Annotated in this window: 16 protein-coding genes; 6 read left to right on the top strand and 10 right to left on the bottom strand. The window is 44.1% G+C overall.

Features of this window, described 5'->3' with window-relative positions:
• Positions 1-10: 10 nt before the first annotated feature.
• From BC8716_RS06645 to rpmH, 10 genes are all read right to left on the bottom strand, one after another.
• The gene (locus BC8716_RS06645) at positions 11-880 is read right to left on the bottom strand and encodes a ParB/RepB/Spo0J family partition protein (RefSeq protein WP_094424414.1); all 870 of its coding nucleotides are present in this window, start codon (positions 878-880) and stop codon (positions 11-13) included.
• Positions 873-1,634 (bottom strand): ParA family protein, encoded by a 762-nt coding sequence (locus tag BC8716_RS06640; protein WP_094424413.1) that lies wholly within the window; start codon positions 1,632-1,634, stop codon positions 873-875. The genes BC8716_RS06645 and BC8716_RS06640 overlap by 8 nt, the downstream gene beginning before the upstream one ends.
• Positions 1,635-1,818: 184 nt before the next feature.
• Positions 1,819-2,670 (bottom strand): nucleoid occlusion protein, encoded by an 852-nt coding sequence (noc, locus tag BC8716_RS06635; RefSeq protein ID WP_094424412.1) that lies wholly within the window; start codon positions 2,668-2,670, stop codon positions 1,819-1,821.
• Between the two features lie 106 nt (positions 2,671-2,776).
• Positions 2,777-3,490, bottom strand: a complete 714-nt coding sequence (rsmG, locus tag BC8716_RS06630; protein WP_094424411.1) for a 16S rRNA (guanine(527)-N(7))-methyltransferase RsmG — start codon at positions 3,488-3,490, stop codon at positions 2,777-2,779.
• Positions 3,491-3,500: 10 nt separating this feature from the next.
• Complete coding sequence (gene mnmG, locus BC8716_RS06625) at positions 3,501-5,390, bottom strand: tRNA uridine-5-carboxymethylaminomethyl(34) synthesis enzyme MnmG (protein WP_094429189.1); 1,890 nt, start codon at positions 5,388-5,390, stop codon at positions 3,501-3,503.
• Positions 5,391-5,450: 60 nt separating this feature from the next.
• Positions 5,451-6,827 (bottom strand): tRNA uridine-5-carboxymethylaminomethyl(34) synthesis GTPase MnmE, encoded by a 1,377-nt coding sequence (gene mnmE, locus BC8716_RS06620; protein WP_094424410.1) that lies wholly within the window; start codon positions 6,825-6,827, stop codon positions 5,451-5,453.
• Between the two features lie 231 nt (positions 6,828-7,058).
• Positions 7,059-7,691 carry an RNA-binding cell elongation regulator Jag/EloR gene (gene jag, locus BC8716_RS06615; RefSeq protein WP_094424409.1) on the bottom strand — a complete coding sequence of 211 codons (633 nt, stop codon included), beginning with the start codon at positions 7,689-7,691 and terminating at the stop codon, positions 7,059-7,061.
• Positions 7,692-7,706: 15 nt separating this feature from the next.
• A complete protein-coding gene (yidC, locus tag BC8716_RS06610) occupies positions 7,707-8,561 on the bottom strand; it encodes a membrane protein insertase YidC (RefSeq protein ID WP_094424408.1) in 855 nt (284 codons plus the stop codon).
• A 28-nt stretch (positions 8,562-8,589) separates the two neighbouring features.
• Positions 8,590-8,955 carry a ribonuclease P protein component gene (gene rnpA / locus BC8716_RS06605; RefSeq protein ID WP_094424407.1) on the bottom strand — a complete coding sequence of 122 codons (366 nt, stop codon included), beginning with the start codon at positions 8,953-8,955 and terminating at the stop codon, positions 8,590-8,592.
• A 64-nt stretch (positions 8,956-9,019) separates the two neighbouring features.
• Positions 9,020-9,157 carry a 50S ribosomal protein L34 gene (gene rpmH, locus BC8716_RS06600; RefSeq protein WP_062744613.1) on the bottom strand — a complete coding sequence of 46 codons (138 nt, stop codon included), beginning with the start codon at positions 9,155-9,157 and terminating at the stop codon, positions 9,020-9,022.
• 530 nt (positions 9,158-9,687) lie between these two features.
• On the opposite strand from rpmH, the gene dnaA reads away from it, so the two are divergent.
• The 6 genes from dnaA (at position 9,688) to gyrB (ending at position 16,109) form a co-directional block, all read left to right on the top strand.
• Entirely contained in the window at positions 9,688-11,043 is a 1,356-nt protein-coding gene (gene dnaA, locus BC8716_RS06595) for a chromosomal replication initiator protein DnaA (protein WP_011244865.1), read from the top strand.
• A gap of 168 nt (positions 11,044-11,211) precedes the next feature.
• Positions 11,212-12,354, top strand: a complete 1,143-nt coding sequence (dnaN, locus tag BC8716_RS06590; RefSeq protein WP_094424406.1) for a DNA polymerase III subunit beta — start codon at positions 11,212-11,214, stop codon at positions 12,352-12,354.
• A 125-nt stretch (positions 12,355-12,479) separates the two neighbouring features.
• Positions 12,480-12,737: a S4 domain-containing protein YaaA gene (gene yaaA / locus BC8716_RS06585; RefSeq protein ID WP_062744607.1), complete on the top strand. Its 258-nt coding sequence runs from the start codon at positions 12,480-12,482 to the stop codon at positions 12,735-12,737.
• A gap of 2 nt (positions 12,738-12,739) precedes the next feature.
• On the top strand, positions 12,740-13,858 hold the full coding sequence (gene recF, locus BC8716_RS06580; protein WP_094424405.1) for a DNA replication/repair protein RecF: 1,119 nt from the start codon (positions 12,740-12,742) through the stop codon (positions 13,856-13,858).
• 3 nt (positions 13,859-13,861) lie between these two features.
• Positions 13,862-14,158, top strand: a complete 297-nt coding sequence (remB, locus tag BC8716_RS06575; protein ID WP_062744604.1) for an extracellular matrix regulator RemB — start codon at positions 13,862-13,864, stop codon at positions 14,156-14,158.
• Positions 14,159-14,183: 25 nt separating this feature from the next.
• Positions 14,184-16,109 (top strand): DNA topoisomerase (ATP-hydrolyzing) subunit B, encoded by a 1,926-nt coding sequence (gyrB, locus tag BC8716_RS06570; protein WP_094424404.1) that lies wholly within the window; start codon positions 14,184-14,186, stop codon positions 16,107-16,109.
• Positions 16,110-16,138: the final 29 nt, after the last annotated feature.

Genomic DNA, 16,138 nt, shown 5'->3' with positions numbered 1-16,138 from the left:
GCCGACAGCTTCATTCCTTTTCTGTATGAACCAATAACGATAAAATCCGTTCCAAGTCGTCCTCGGAAAAATAGTCAATTTCAATTTTGCCTTTTTTCTTTCCAGGTTTAATTAATACAGATGTACCAAGCGTATCTCTTAAACGTTCTTGCTGTTCTTTAATAATCGGCGGTAACTTCACTTTGACTTGCTTTGTTTCACGTGGAACATGTTCATTTAATCTCTGGACGAGTTGTTCGACTTCACGCACGCTAAGCTTGTCTTGCAGCACTTTTTCTAACAGCTGTGAAAGTTTTTGCTTATCTTGCAGCCCTAAAAGCGCACGTCCATGGCCCATTGTCAGTTTGCCAACCGAAATGAACTCTTGAACAACTTTTGGCAATTGCAACAATCGCATATGGTTGGCAATATGGGGCCTGCTTTTTCCAAGGCGCTTTGCTAACTGCTCTTGTGTGCTATTCGTATGTTCCATTAATTTCTCATAGGCGATTGCTTCCTCGATTGGATTCAAATCTTCACGCTGCAAGTTTTCGATTAAAGCAATTTCCATCATTTTATTTTCATCAAGTTCCTGGACAATGACAGGGATTTGTTTTAATCCTGCTTGTTTTGCCGCTTTTACGCGCCGCTCGCCCATTACAATTTCATACCCTTTAATTGCTTTGCGAACAGTAACAGGCTGCAAAATTCCGTGTTCGCGAATCGAGTTGCTCAATTCCGTTAATGCTTCTTCAGAAAACGTTTTTCTAGGTTGATACGGATTTGGCCTAACGTCTGCAAGATCAACTTGTACAATTTGCTCTTCTTGCGTGTCTTCTTGTTCTGGAAAGAACGCTTGTAGCCCTTTTCCCAACCCCTTTTTTCCTGCAGTTCTAGCCATTCGCAACCACTTCCTTCGCTAAGTCTATGTATACTTCGGCACCACGCGACTTGGCATCATACACGATAATTGGTTTTCCATAGCTCGGCGCTTCCCCTAAACGGACAGTTCTCGGAATAATGGTATCAAATACTTTATCACGAAAATATTTTTTCACTTCTTCAATTACTTGAATGCCTAAATTGGTCCGCGCATCTAACATCGTCAACAATACGCCTTCGATCGCTAAGTCCGTATTTAAATGTTTTTGTACGAGGCGAACAGTATTAAGCAATTGGCTAAGCCCTTCCAGTGCATAATATTCACATTGAACAGGGATCACAACTGAATCTGAAGCAGTTAACGCATTAATGGTTAGCAATCCAAGTGAAGGAGGGCAATCAATAAAAATGTAATCATAATGGGATTTCAAAGGCGTCAATGCTTTTTTCAAGCGCACTTCCCTTGAAATGGTCGGTACGAGTTCGATTTCAGCCCCTGATAACTGAATTGTAGCTGGTATAACGTCAAGATTGTCCACTTCTGTTGACCGAACAACTTTGCGTGCATCTAAATCCTCTATGAGCAAATCATAGACACATTCATCGACGTCGCCTTTTTCAATGCCAACGCCACTTGTAGCATTGCCTTGTGGGTCAATGTCTACGAGCAGCACACGTTTTCCTAAGTGAGCCAAACAAGCAGCCAAATTGACTGATGTTGTCGTTTTCCCTACACCGCCTTTTTGATTTGCGATAGCGATGATTTTTGACACATGGGCACCTCTTTCCTGCTTTCCTGCAAAACATCAAACAATCCTATTGCTAAACAATTTACGTGTTTAATGAGCGATTTTAATAGTCTAACTCTACTATACATTTTTTCTTGTAGTTTGTGAAACTGAATTAGACCCATTTTAGGGAAAAAACAACAAAAAAAGACCTATCAAAGCTGATAGATCATTTTTTCTTAGGAATGCGAATCGTAAATTGGTAAAATTCTTCATTGTCTTCTTCATCGGTATCGACTTTTAAGCCGCTTTTCATCACCATATCAACGGATTGACGAATCGTATTCATGGCAATACGCATGTCTTTCGGATAAGATTTCCGTTTTGGCTTTTTCTTTTTAGGTGCTTCTTCTTCCGCTGCTTTAAAATACGCTTTCACTCGTTCTTCCGTCTGCTTCACATTCAACTGCTCTTCAATGATTTGTTTTAAAACGGCTTCTTGGGCTTCAGCATCTTTTAAAGCAATTAACGCGCGAGCATGGCGCTCTGAAATGTCTCTATTTAAAATTGCGTCTTGGACTGCTTGTGGCAAATGAAGCAATCGAAGTTTGTTTGCAATCGTTGATTGGCCTTTGCCAAGGCGTTGCGCCAAACTTTCCTGCGTCAAGTTGTGGATTTCGATTAATTTTGCATAAGCGGTTGCTTCTTCAATTGCAGTTAAGCCTTCACGCTGCAAATTTTCAATTAGTGCAATCGAAGCTGTTTGCGAGTCATTAAATTCTTTGACAATAGCAGGGATCGTTTCCCATTGCAATGAAGTAACAGCACGCCACCTGCGCTCTCCTGCAATGATTTCGTATTTATCATCGCGAACACGGACGACTATGGGCTGTATGACTCCATGCGTCCTGATCGTTTGCGCTAATTCGGCAATCCGGTCTTCATCAAATAGAGTTCTAGGCTGGAAGCGATTCGGCACGATATCTTTAATAGCAAGCTGCTGTACCTCTTCGTTTGCAGTTAATTCAGCATCGTCGTTTTTATCATTTAAGCCAAATAGGCGTGAAAACGATTGCTTCATCGCCTCGGACACCACCTTTTGTTTTTAACCATTTGAATTGATTCGACATATATTCGCAGCATTCCTTTTCTCATTGGAAATTCACATATGTTTCACGTGGAACATTTCACGTGATTGGCTGCTTATTGGGCACCCCAGGCTTGCGAGGATACTTGTTTGGTGTTGCTTTCGCCTTTTTTATTTGCACAATTTGCCTTTCGCTATGTTCAATCGGCAGTTGGAATGAATGACTCGCGGAAAGTTCCCCGCCTAAAACGGCAATTGCTTTTTTCCCTTCGGCCACTTCTTCATTGCTGCCAGCCCCTTTTAAGGCGATAAAATCGCCGCCTACTTTCACAAAAGGCAAACATAGTTCACTTAAAACGGACATACGTGCGACTGCCCTGGCAATTGCAACATCATAAACTTCCCGGTGAAGCTTGCTTTTTCCGGCCAATTCTGCCCGGTCATGGTAAAAGGAAACGCCCGTTAATTCAAGTTCATTAGCCAAATGGGTTAAAAAACCAATCCGCTTATTTAAAGAATCAATAATTGAGATTTGCAAGTCGGGATAAAGGATTTTAAGCGGCAAACTTGGAAATCCAGCCCCAGCGCCGATATCAACAATTTTTTGGTCAGTAAACGGGTAGTAAAAACTCGGCGTGATTGAATCATAAAAATGTTTTAAGTATACATCCTTTTTTTCGGTAATAGCAGTCAAATTCATCTTTTCGTTCCACTCAACGAGCAGTTCAAAATAGCGCTTGAACTGCTCGTGCTGAGTGGACGATAAGACGATTTTTTGTTCCGCTAATAACGAGGAGAAAAATTCTTCGCCCATCTGCTCCTCCTTACGATGATGTTTTTGCCAGCCGCCCTTGTTCGAGATATACAAGCAAAATTGAAATGTCCGCTGGATTTACGCCTGAAACACGGGAAGCCTGACCTACTGAAAGAGGCCGTACTTGTTTTAGTTTTTGTCGCGCTTCTGTGGCAATGCCTTGGATCGCATCATAATTAAGATCCTCAGGAATTCGTTTTCGTTCCATCTTTTTCAAGCGTTCAATTTGTTGCCATTGTTTCTCGATATAACCTTCGTATTTGACTTGAATTTCAACTTGTTCATATACCTCTTCATCAAGCTCCACGTCTGGCCGCGGAATGATTTTCAGGAAATGGTCGTAAGTCATTTCTGGTCGTTTTAACACTGCTGTCGCTTTTAACGCTTCCGTCATCGGTCTTGAACCTAAACGTTCAAGTAGTTGGTTGACTTCGTCTGACGGTTTTATAACCAGTGCAGAAATTCGTTGTTTTTCCTGTTCAATCGCTTCCTGTTTTGCTTTAAAGCGGGAATAGCGTTCTTCAGAAATTAATCCCAACTCGTAGCCTTTTTCCGTCAAACGCAAATCAGCATTGTCATGGCGAAGAATTAAGCGAAATTCAGCCCGTGATGTCAGCAAGCGGTATGGTTCATTCGTCCCTTTCGTTACAAGGTCGTCAATCAACACGCCAATGTAAGCCTCTGAACGATCTAAGATCACGCCTTCTTTGCCAAATGCTTTTTGGGCCGCATTAATGCCAGCCATAATTCCTTGCCCGGCTGCTTCTTCATAGCCAGATGTTCCATTGATTTGCCCTGCCGTAAACAAACCGCTAATTTTTTTCGTTTCTAATGTTGGCCATAGTTGTGTTGGCACGATCGCGTCATATTCAATCGCATAGCCAGGCCGCATCATTCGGACTTCTTCTAAGCCAGGAATCGTTTTAAGCATCGACAATTGGACATCTTCTGGCAGACTTGTCGACAACCCTTGTACATAGACTTCACTTGTATCGCGCCCTTCCGGCTCCAAGAAAATCTGATGTCTTGGCTTATCGCTAAAACGAACAATTTTATCCTCTATCGAAGGGCAGTACCTTGGTCCTGTCCCTTCTATCATACCGGAATACATAGGGGAACGTCCAAGGTTAGCAGAAATAATTTGATGAGTATTTTCGCTCGTATACGTTAACCAGCACGGCAGCTGGTCTGTAATGAATTTTGTCGTCTCGTACGAAAAGGCGCGAGGTTTGTCATCTCCAGGCTGAATTTCTGTTTTCTTGTAATCAATCGTATTCCCATGGACACGAGGAGGCGTTCCTGTTTTAAAGCGAACCATGTCGAAACCGAGCTCTTTCAAGTGGTCTGACAGCTTAATGCTTGGTTGCATATTGTTCGGGCCAGACTCATAAGAAAGTTCTCCTAATATAATTTTCCCGCGCAAATACGTGCCCGTTGTAACAACAACCGCTTTCGCCCGGTATTGTGCCCCTGTGTTCGTAATAACGCCGCGGCACTCTCCGTCTTCAATAATTAAACGATCCACCATTCCTTGGCGAAGAAGCAGATTTTCTTGCTCTTCAATCGTCCGTTTCATCTCTTGTTGATAACGAAATTTATCCGCTTGCGCCCGCAGTGCTCGAACAGCAGGGCCTTTCCCCGTGTTAAGCATTCTCATTTGGATATGGGTTTTATCAATATTCCGCCCCATTTCTCCGCCAAGGGCATCAATTTCACGGACAACAATGCCTTTAGCCGGCCCTCCAACAGAAGGGTTGCACGGCATAAAAGCAACTGCATCTAGATTCAATGTCAACATGAGCGTGTTAGCGCCCATTCTGGCAGCAGCAAGGCCAGCTTCTACTCCCGCATGCCCTGCGCCGATGACAATAACATCAAACGTTCCACCTTGGTAACTCATATGGGCTGCGGCTGCTAAATTGCCTAGCAGCCTACCTTCCTTTCTACACAAAAAATGTGTTTATTTTCCTAAACAAAATTGCGAAAACAACTGGTCAATTAAACTATCTTGGACATCTTCTCCAATAATTTCGCCTAATAATTCCCACGTCCGTGTCACATCAATTTGAATCAAATCAACAGGAACGTCGGTTAAACTAGCAGCAATCGCCTCTTCAGCATGGGCTTTTGCTTGGTTTAGCAAACCAATATGACGGGCGTTTGACACATACGTCAAGTCAGCGCCTTCCACTCCACCAGCAAAAAACAAGCGACTAATTGCTTCTTCTAATTGGTCGACTCCTTCTTCCTGGAGGAAGGAAGTCGCCACAACTGGATTATCTCCTGCCAGTTGGCGGACACGCTCCATATCAATCCGCCCTGTTTGGTCGATTTTATTGACGATCACGACAACATCCAGTCCTTTAACCGCTTCGAACAAAGCTTCATCCTCTTTTGAAAGCTCTTCTGCATAGTTTAAAACAAGCAAGATTAAGTCCGCTTCTTTGAGTGCTTGGCGAGACCGTTCAACGCCAATTCGCTCGACAATGTCTTCCGTTTCGCGAATGCCGGCTGTGTCAATAAGGCGAAGAGGAACGCCGCGGACATTGACATACTCTTCAAGCGTGTCTCTCGTCGTTCCAGGTATATCGGTCACAATCGCTTTTGCTTCGTGGACGAGGCTGTTCATCAAACTGGACTTGCCAACATTCGGCCTGCCAATGATAGCGGTGGCGAGCCCTTCCCGTAACACTTTCCCTTGTTTGGCAGTCGCCAGTAACGCTTCAATTTCCGCTAAAACAATGGTCATTTTTTCGTTTATGAGCTTAGCTGTCATTGTCTCCGCATCATACTCTGGATAATCAATGTTGACCTCGATCGAAGCAATCGTTTCTAAAAGATCTTGCCGCAGCTTGCCAATTTTTTTGGACAAACGCCCTTCAACTTGGCGCAACGCGACGTTCATTGCCCGGTCCGTTTTTGAACGGATTAAGTCGATGACGCCTTCTGCTTGCGACAAATCAATACGGCCATTCAAGAAAGCGCGCTTTGTGAATTCTCCCGGCTCAGCCAATCGAGCTCCCTTTGCCAGAACAGCTTGAAGCACACGGTTGACAGACACAAGCCCGCCGTGGCAATTGATTTCCACAATGTCTTCACGTGTATAGGTCCTCGGCCCTCTCATAACCGTGACCATCGCTTCTTCAATTGTTTCCTCGCTAGCATCATCCATTAAATGGCCATACACAATCGTGTGACTCGGCGTGTCTTCTAAACGCTTTGTCCCTTTAAACAACTTATCGCCAATCGCAATTGCTTGATCTCCGCTCAGCCGGACAATCCCAATCGCCCCTTCTCCAAGTGCCGTCGATATTGCTGCAATTGTATCCATTTCCATCGTTTTCACCTCCTTAAGGCAGTATCTTCAACATATAAGCATAGCACAGGAAAACGTGAAAAGCTATCGCCTGAAATTGGCCGCACTTTTAGCAACAAGAAAAAGGAAGCATGTGCTTCCCTTTCAGACTGTAGACAATCGCTCGCATTCGTCGTTTGCCTCAGTCATATGTCATGAACACCTGTTCTATTCGCCTCTTCCCGCACTTCACTCCCAGTCGGACAACGTTCTTCAGTCTGATTGCGTCGGCTCAACAACAACATGCCGTTTTGCTCCTTCGCCTTGCGAATGGGTTTGCACGCCGGCATCGTTTGCCAAAGTAGTATGAATGACTTTACGTTCACGAGCTGGCATTGGCTCAAGGACAATCGGTTCCTTTGTCGTTTTTGCCTTATGGCTGATCCGCAATGCGAGCTGCTTGAGCGTTTCTTCCCGTTTGTGCCGGTAGCCTCCGGCATCGAGGCGGACTTTGACGAAATCCGTGCTAGGCGAATGGGAAGCAGCCAAATTCGTTAAATACTCTAATGAATCGAGCGTCTGCCCTTTGCGTCCAATCAAACGCCCTTGATCCTTTTCTTCTGTATGCAACGAAAAAAACGCTTCTTTGCCTACTTGCTCGACAGAAAGTTCAGCTTTTAACCCCATTAAAGAAATGGTTTCTTCAAGAAAGGAGCGGGCAACGTCTGCAGATCTTGGCGGCACATGAGCTTTAATCACAGCTGGCTTTCCGCCAAACAAACCGAAAAACCCTTTTTGTGGTTGTTCGATGACTTCATAGACTAACTGTTCTTCCGTAGTACCCAAATGCTGCACTGCATTGGCAACTGCTTCTTCCACCGTCCGACCTTTGAACGTATGCGCCACTTTTAATCCCCTTTCTTATTTGCGTTTTTTCTTCGGCTTTTTCTTTTTCTTGTTTGGCTTGTTCTTGTTATTTTTCCGTTGGCTGCCTTGGTTTCCTTTTGCTTTTGAAGCAGCGGCTGTTTCCACTGTTGCTTCGAGGCCCCGTTTGCCAGCATTTGGCCCGGTAATAAAATAGGTTTGTAAGATCATGAAAATGTTTCCGACAACCCAGTACAAAATGACAGCGGCAGGAAGGAAAATACCGACCACCAAAATCATAATCGGCATCGCATACAACAAAATTTTCATTTGTGGATTGTCTTGCACCATCATCATTTTTTGCTGGACAAACGTTAAAATACATGCCAAAACAGGTAAAATAAAATAAGGATCTGGATTGTTTAGTACAAACCAAGCAAACGATTCCCCTTGAAAATTAGGCGTCCGCATAATTGCGTGGTAAATCGCCAAGAAAATCGGCATTTGCACAAGCAAAGGCAAACAGCCGGCAAATGGGTTCACTTTATGCTCAGAAAACAACTTCTGCATTTCTGTATTTAGCTGCATTTGCGTGTTCTTATCTTTTGCACTGTACTTTTGACGGAGCTTTTGCATTTCGGGCTGTAGTTGCTGCATTGCTTTCATGCTCTTCGTCTGCTTGACCATTAACGGCAAAAGCACGATCCGAAACAGAACGGTTACAACAATAATCGCCCAGCCATAACTACTGACCCAGCCGGCAATTAGGATAATGAGCCGTGATAACGGATACACAAAAAACGAATTCCATATCCCTTCGCTGTCAGCCGTAACGGGCTCATTGACGCTAAAGCAGCCAGATAAAAACAACAGCATGCTCGCCAGTACAATTAGCCAGCCTGTTTTTTTCATCAAACTCGGACATCCTCCCACCAATCAGCTATCTTTCTTTACTACTTCCATATAAAGGGGCCAATACTTTCGCTTTTTTCATAACATGCTCCAAACTGCTCCGTACTTCTTTAAAGGAAAGATCCCGGGCTGGATTTCGCGCGATCACTACATAGTCACAGTCTGGCCGAAGCCGTCCTTCAAGTTCTTGAAAAGCGACGCGAACAAGGCGCTTGATCCGATTTCGACAAACGGCATTCCCGACACGCTTTGAAACGGACAGGCCGAGTCGGAAGCGGTCTTGTCCCTCTTTTGGCAACACGTATAAAACAAACTGCCGATTCGCCATTGAAGTCCCTTTTTTAAAAACCGCTGAAAACTCTCGGTTCTTTTTAATTCGTTGCTCTTTTTTCAATCTGACCACGACCTCTCGCCTGCAATGCTCCCCATACTTGAAAAAGACCACTGGCGCCAGTGGTCTATGCAGACAATACTTTTCTTCCTTTTTGACGGCGGCGCGCAATCACTTTACGCCCGTTTTTTGTCGCCATGCGGGCACGGAAGCCATGATTCTTTTTGCGTTTGCGGTTATTTGGTTGGAACGTTGGTTTTCCCATTTATTCCACCTCCTTCGAGGATTGTATCTCTGTAAGACACTCTAAAAAATTATATAGACAATAGACTACCTCTGTCAAGAGATAGTTCAATTGGCTACTGTTTCTCCCTCTTTTCGACAATTGTGGATAAAATCCGCGCTCCATTTTTTCTTGTCTACAAGTTATCGACAACCCTTTGCACATATCTAGTGTTGTGGACAACTACAAAACACTAGATACAGGGTTTTGTGGATAAGTACATAGAACCATTGCGGTATCTAGTTATTTTTGCTATGATTAAGTTGTTTTCCTTCGTGGACATTGACTTAATCAAAAAACCTGTCCACAGCCTGTGGGTAAGGTTGTGGACAGGTTTTTTATTTCTGTTGGCGTTCTTATCCACAACGTACTGCATAAGGGGGATTTCCGTTTTTCTACTATAATAATTATTATACACAACTATGCAGTGCACGCATAATTATTCGTGTTGATTTTAGATGTTGTACAAATGTTGTACAGCTTATTTATGTCGCAATAAGGGAGGGGTTTTTTTGGAAAATATTGATGATCTGTGGAACAAAGTGCTTGAAGAAATGAAAAAGAAAGTAAGCAAACCTAGTTATGAAACGTGGCTAAGAGCAACAAAAGCGAACGCGCTCCAAAATAACGACACGATCATTGTCACTGCGCCAAATGAGTTTGCACGTGACTGGCTGGAAGACCACTACTCAGGGCTGACATCCGACATTATCGAACAGCTTACAGGTGCGCGATTGACGCCAAAGTTTGTTATTCCTCAACATAACCAAGAAGAGGAAGCATTACCTGAACAAACACCTCAGACCCCGCCGGAAAAAGATGTAGCCGGCCAATCGACACTGTCGCAAACGATGCTTAACGACAAATACACGTTTAATACATTTGTCATTGGCTCCGGAAATCGCTTTGCCCATGCTGCTTCATTAGCCGTTGCGGAAGCTCCTGCGAGAGCCTATAACCCTCTGTTTATCTATGGAGGAGTCGGCCTAGGAAAAACCCATTTAATGCACGCGATTGGCCATTACGTAATGGAACATAACCCAAATGCAAAAGTTGTGTATTTGTCATCTGAAAAATTTACAAATGAATTTATTAACGCGATCCGAGACAACAAAGCTGTCCATTTTCGCAACAAATACCGCAATGTTGATGTACTGCTCATTGACGACATCCAATTTATTGCTGGCAAAATCCAAACACAGGAAGAATTTTTCCATACATTCAATGCATTGCATGAGGAATCAAAGCAGATCGTCATTTCAAGTGACCGCCCTCCAAAAGAGATACCGACTTTGGAAGACCGATTACGCTCCCGTTTTGAGTGGGGTTTGATTACCGATATTACGCCGCCTGATTTGGAAACGCGCATTGCCATTTTGCGCAAAAAAGCGAAGGCAGAAAACTTGGATATCCCTAATGAAGTGATGCTTTACATTGCCAATCAGATTGATACAAACATTCGTGAGCTAGAAGGCGCGCTCATCCGTGTTGTTGCCTATTCTTCTTTAATTAACCAAGATATGAATGCCGATCTGGCGGCTGAAGCATTAAAAGACATCATTCCAAATGCGATGCCTAAAACGCTAACGATTACAGACATCCAAAAGCTTGTCGGCGAACACTTCCAAGTAAAGCTTGAAGATTTCAAAGCAAAGAAACGAACTAAATCAGTCGCTTTCCCGCGCCAAATAGCGATGTACTTATCCCGAGAAATGACGGACGCTTCATTGCCTAAAATCGGCAGTGAATTTGGCGGCCGCGATCATACAACAGTCATCCATGCTCATGAAAAGATTTCAAAACTGCTTGCCACTGACCAGGAATTGCAGCAAAAAGTGCAAGCTATTACCGAGCAGTTGCGTCAGTAGATGTGAACATGTGCATAACGGAAACAAGCCTATCCACAAACTACCCACATGTGAATAGGCTGTCTCTTTACGCATTTCGCTCACTTATCCACAAATGCACAAGCCCTAGTACTATTACTACGACATTAAAAGACTTATATATAGATTTATGAAAAGGAGTTTCTTATTATGCATGTCATTATTGAACGGAATCGGATGGTTCACGATGTCCAACACGTTGCAAAAGCCGTTTCATCAAGAACAACGATTCCGATTTTAACGGGAATTAAATTGGTTGCTGATGCAAATGGCTTAACCCTTACTGGGAGCGACTCAGACTTATCGATTGAATCGTTTATTCCAAAAGAAGAAAACGAGCGTGAAATTGTGCAAATCGAACAAGCAGGTAGCATTGTGTTGCAATCAAAATACTTTGCTGAGATTGTGAAAAAACTGCCTGGAGAAACGATTGAAATCCAAGTCCACGACCAATTTGCAGCAACAATCCGCTCTGGCTCTTCTGTTTTTACGTTAAACGGCCTTGATCCAGAAGAATATCCTCGTCTGCCACAACTGAAGGAAGATTTGATTTTTAGCTTGCCGCAAGATATGTTGCGCAACATCATTCGCCAAACCGTTTTTGCCGTGTCCACTCAGGAAACACGTCCCGTGTTGACAGGTGTAAACATTGAAACGGAAAATGGGGAGCTTATCTGTACTGCAACAGATAGCCATCGGTTGGCGATGCGGAAAACAAAGATTGATAGCCAAGATGAGGGACTAGAATTTAAAAATGTCGTTATCCCTGGAAAAAGCTTGCAAGAGTTGAGCAAGATTTTAGAGGATACAAGCGATTTGGCTGAAATTGTTGTAACCGAGAATCAAATCCTGTTCAAACTCGGAAACTTGTTGTTTTTCTCAAGACTTCTTGAAGGGAAGTATCCAGTAACGTCGAGCATGATACCGACTCAGTTCAAAACGTCCTTTGTCGTAAAAACAAAAGAATTGGTCCATACGCTTGAACGGGCAATGTTGTTGTCAAGGGAAGCAAAAAACAATGTCATTAACGTCAAAACACTTGGCGACAACCAAATTGAAATTACGTCCACATCACAAGAAATAGGGAAAGTGACGGAAAAAATGGCCACTGACCAATTTGAAGGGGATGAAATCCGGATTTCGTTTAATGGGAAAAATATTCTTGATGCCTTGAAAGTGGTTGACAGCGATGAAGTCCAAATCTTTTTGACAGGTGCGATGAGTCCCTTCGTTATTCGCCCAATTGATTCAGACCACTATTTGCATTTATTCTCGCCAGTCAGAACGTATTAAAGTACTAGGGCGAAAAAAGGTTGGCTAACAGCGCAAACGTTTAGTACAATATAAGAAAAGATGGACAAACGAGATTTGGAAGAAAACCTATATGGCTAACGAAAAAGGCAGCATTCTCGCAAAGTATGCTGTCTTCCTTCGTCCAGCCGATTGTGAGGTATACCTTGGAACAAATACGAATTGGAACGGAGTATATTACCCTTGGCCAGCTCTTGAAGGAAATTGGCGCTATTGATACGGGAGGCATGGCAAAATGGTATTTGAGCGAGCACACCCCGCGCGTGAATAGCGAAGAAGAAAACCGGCGCGGCCGCAAATTACGAAACGGGGATGTGATTGAATTGGCCGACGGGCGCACATTGACGATTGTTGGAAAGGAATAACAATGATTATCCACACGCTTGAGCTGTCCTCTTACCGTAATTACAGCAAAACGGCTGTCGTTTTTGGCGAAAAAATCAATGTCTTTGTTGGCGAAAATGCCCAGGGGAAGACAAACTTGCTGGAAGCGATTTATGTGGTATCACTAGCCAAATCCCATCGCACCCAAAAGGACAAAGAAATGATTGGCTTTGAAGAGCCGTTCGCACGCATTCATGCGAAAGCCGAAAAACGTACAGGCGAGGTCGAACTGGATATCATTTTGTCGGCCAAAGGGAAAAAAGGGAAGATTAATGGCCTTGAACAGCGCCGCCTCAGCGACTATGTAGGGACGCTGAACGTCGTCATGTTCGCTCCTGAAGACCTTGACTTAGTGAAAGGCAGCCCGCAAGTCAGGCGCCGCTTTATCGACATGGAGCTTGGCCAGATCAGCCCAGTCTATTTAAACAACCTTTCCTTGTACGGAAAAATACTAAAGCAACGGAATGTGCTCTTAAAAAATATGCAACAAAAACGCTCGCAAAATTATGCAATGGTGGATGTCTTAACCGAGCAGCTAATTGACAAAGCGGCATTTGTCATGAAAAAGCGGGCTGAATTTATTAGCCGGCTCGAAGAATGGGCCACGCCAATCCATCAATCCATTAGCCGCGGCAAAGAAGTGCTCACTCTTTCCTATATCCCGTCAATTGAGGTATCAGACATAGAGAATATGTCGAAAATAAAAGAAGACTTATTTAAAGCGTACGAAATGAAAAGGGAAACAGAGGTACGCAGGGGGACAACATTGTTTGGGCCCCACCGTGATGACGTTTCTTTCTCTGTCAATGGTTTAGATGTCCAATCCTACGGCTCACAAGGACAACAAAGAACGACGGCGCTGTCTGTCAAACTAGCTGAAATCGATTTAATCTATGCGGAAATTGGCGATTACCCGATTTTGCTTTTGGACGACGTACTATCTGAACTAGACAATTATCGGCAATCGCATCTGTTAGAGGCGATCCAAGCCCGTGTGCAGACGTTTGTAACGACAACTTCCACAAGCGGAATCGATGAGGGCGTGTTGGCTGAAGCTTGCCTCTTTTCCGTAGACCAAGGCACAGTGAAACGATTGGAGTAAAGTATGTATATTCACATCGGTGGAGATGTCATTTTGCCAGCTACACAAATTATCGCAATCTTGCCCTATGCAGAGGGCGAACTGGCAAAAGATACAGCCGTTTTTTTACACGAATGGGATACGAAACACGATTGCAAAAAAATTGCATCAGAAGATTCAGTGAAAAGTGTCATTGTAACCGATACTTGCATCTATTTTTCCCCGGTTTCCTCGCAGACGTTAAAACGCCGGTCCATGTCTGATGGATTGGAATTGCTAAATGACGAATTGGGGGAGGCGCTTTTAAGCGATAGTGAGTAGACGATCCCTGATGAGAAGGTGAAGAATGTTGGTAAATGAGCAAAATCAAACATACGATGAAAGCCAAATTCAAGTTTTAGAAGGGCTTGAAGCCGTGCGCAAGCGCCCCGGCATGTATATCGGGTCGACAAGCCAAAGAGGGCTGCACCATCTAGTATGGGAAATTGTCGACAACAGCATTGACGAAGCGATGGCTGGTTTCTGTGATGAAATTAAAGTAATAATCGAGGAAGGAAATGCCCTGACGGTTGAGGATAACGGCCGTGGCATTCCTGTCGGCATCCAAGAAAAAATGGGTCGTCCAGCGGTCGAGGTCATTATGACTACCCTTCATGCCGGAGGGAAATTTGGCGGTGGCGGTTATAAAGTGTCAGGCGGCCTTCACGGAGTTGGTGCTTCCGTCGTCAACGCGCTGTCGACACATTTAACGGTCAATGTCCATTTAGACGGGAAAATCCATAGCCAATCTTATAGCCGTGGTATTCCCGATGCTGATTTGACCGTCATAGGTGAAACCGATAAAACCGGCACGATTATTACGTTCCAGCCAGACCCAGAAATTTTCCGGGAGACGGTTGAATTTGATTATGAAACACTTGCTGCCCGCATTCGCGAGTTGGCGTTTTTAAACAAAGGGCTGACGATCAAAATTGAGGACAAACGCACAGAGGACGGCAAAAAGGCCACCTACCATTACGAGGGTGGGATTTCGTCGTTTGTCAAACACCTCAACCGTTCAAAAGAAACGCTCCATGAAGAGCCGATTTATGTGGAAAGCGAAAAAGACGGCATTTCCGTTGAAGTAGCAGTCCAATACAATGACGGATTTACGAGCAGCATTTACTCCTTTGCGAATAACATTAATACCCATGAAGGAGGCACGCATGAATCAGGCTTTAAAACAGGCTTGACGCGCGTTATTAATGATTACGCCCGCAAAAATGGGTTGTTTAAAGAAAACGATCCAAACTTAAGTGGCGAAGATGTCCGTGAAGGGCTGACAGCGATCATTTCCGTCAAAATTCCTGAGCCCCAGTTTGAAGGGCAAACGAAAACAAAGCTAGGAAACAGTGAAGCACGTACAATTACTGACTCTTTATTCAGCGAAAGTTTTGCACGGTTCCTGTCTGAGAATCCAGGAGTTGCCCGCAAGATTGTCGATAAAGGATTGATGGCTTCCCGTGCCCGTGAGGCTGCTAAAAAGGCTCGTGAGTTGACACGGCGGAAAAGCGCCTTAGAAGTAAGCTCGCTTCCTGGAAAGCTTACCGACTGTACATCAAAAGATGCGTCGATTAGCGAATTGTTTATCGTTGAGGGCGATTCTGCCGGCGGTTCGGCAAAAGGGGGCCGAGATCCCCACTTCCAAGCGATTCTTCCTCTGCGAGGGAAAATCCTTAACGTAGAAAAAGCCCGTCTGGACAAAATTTTAGCAAACAATGAAATTCGGATGATCATCACGGCAATTGGCACGGGAATTGGCGATGAATTTGATATTTCAAAAGCACGCTACCATAAAATCGTCATCATGACCGATGCCGACGTAGACGGCGCCCATATCCGGACATTGATCTTAACGTTTTTCTATCGCTATATGCGCGAACTTCTTGAAAATGGCTATGTGTACATTGCGCAACCGCCGCTTTATAAAATTGAGCAAGGAAAAAACAATGTAACGTATGTTTATTCTGATCGGGAGCTTGATGCGCATTTAGCAACTGTGGCAGACCGCAGCAAAGTGAGCGTCCAACGCTACAAAGGTCTTGGCGAAATGAACGCTGGCCAACTGTGGGAAACAACGATGGACCCACAGGTTCGCAATATGCTCCAAGTGACTCTCGCTGATGCGATCAAAGCAGATGAGATATTTGAAATTCTCATGGGCGACCGAGTGGAGCCAAGGCGCGATTTTATTCAAGAAAATGCACATTACGTGAAAAATTTGGATGTGTAGAAGAACGGCTGACGCAAATCATTGCCAGC

Origin of the sequence: Shouchella clausii, assembly GCF_002250115.1 — a bacterium.
In the GTDB taxonomy this organism is placed as follows: Bacteria; Bacillota; Bacilli; order Bacillales; family Bacillaceae_D; genus Shouchella; species Shouchella clausii.
This window is presented reverse-complemented; position numbering and strand designations above follow the sequence as displayed.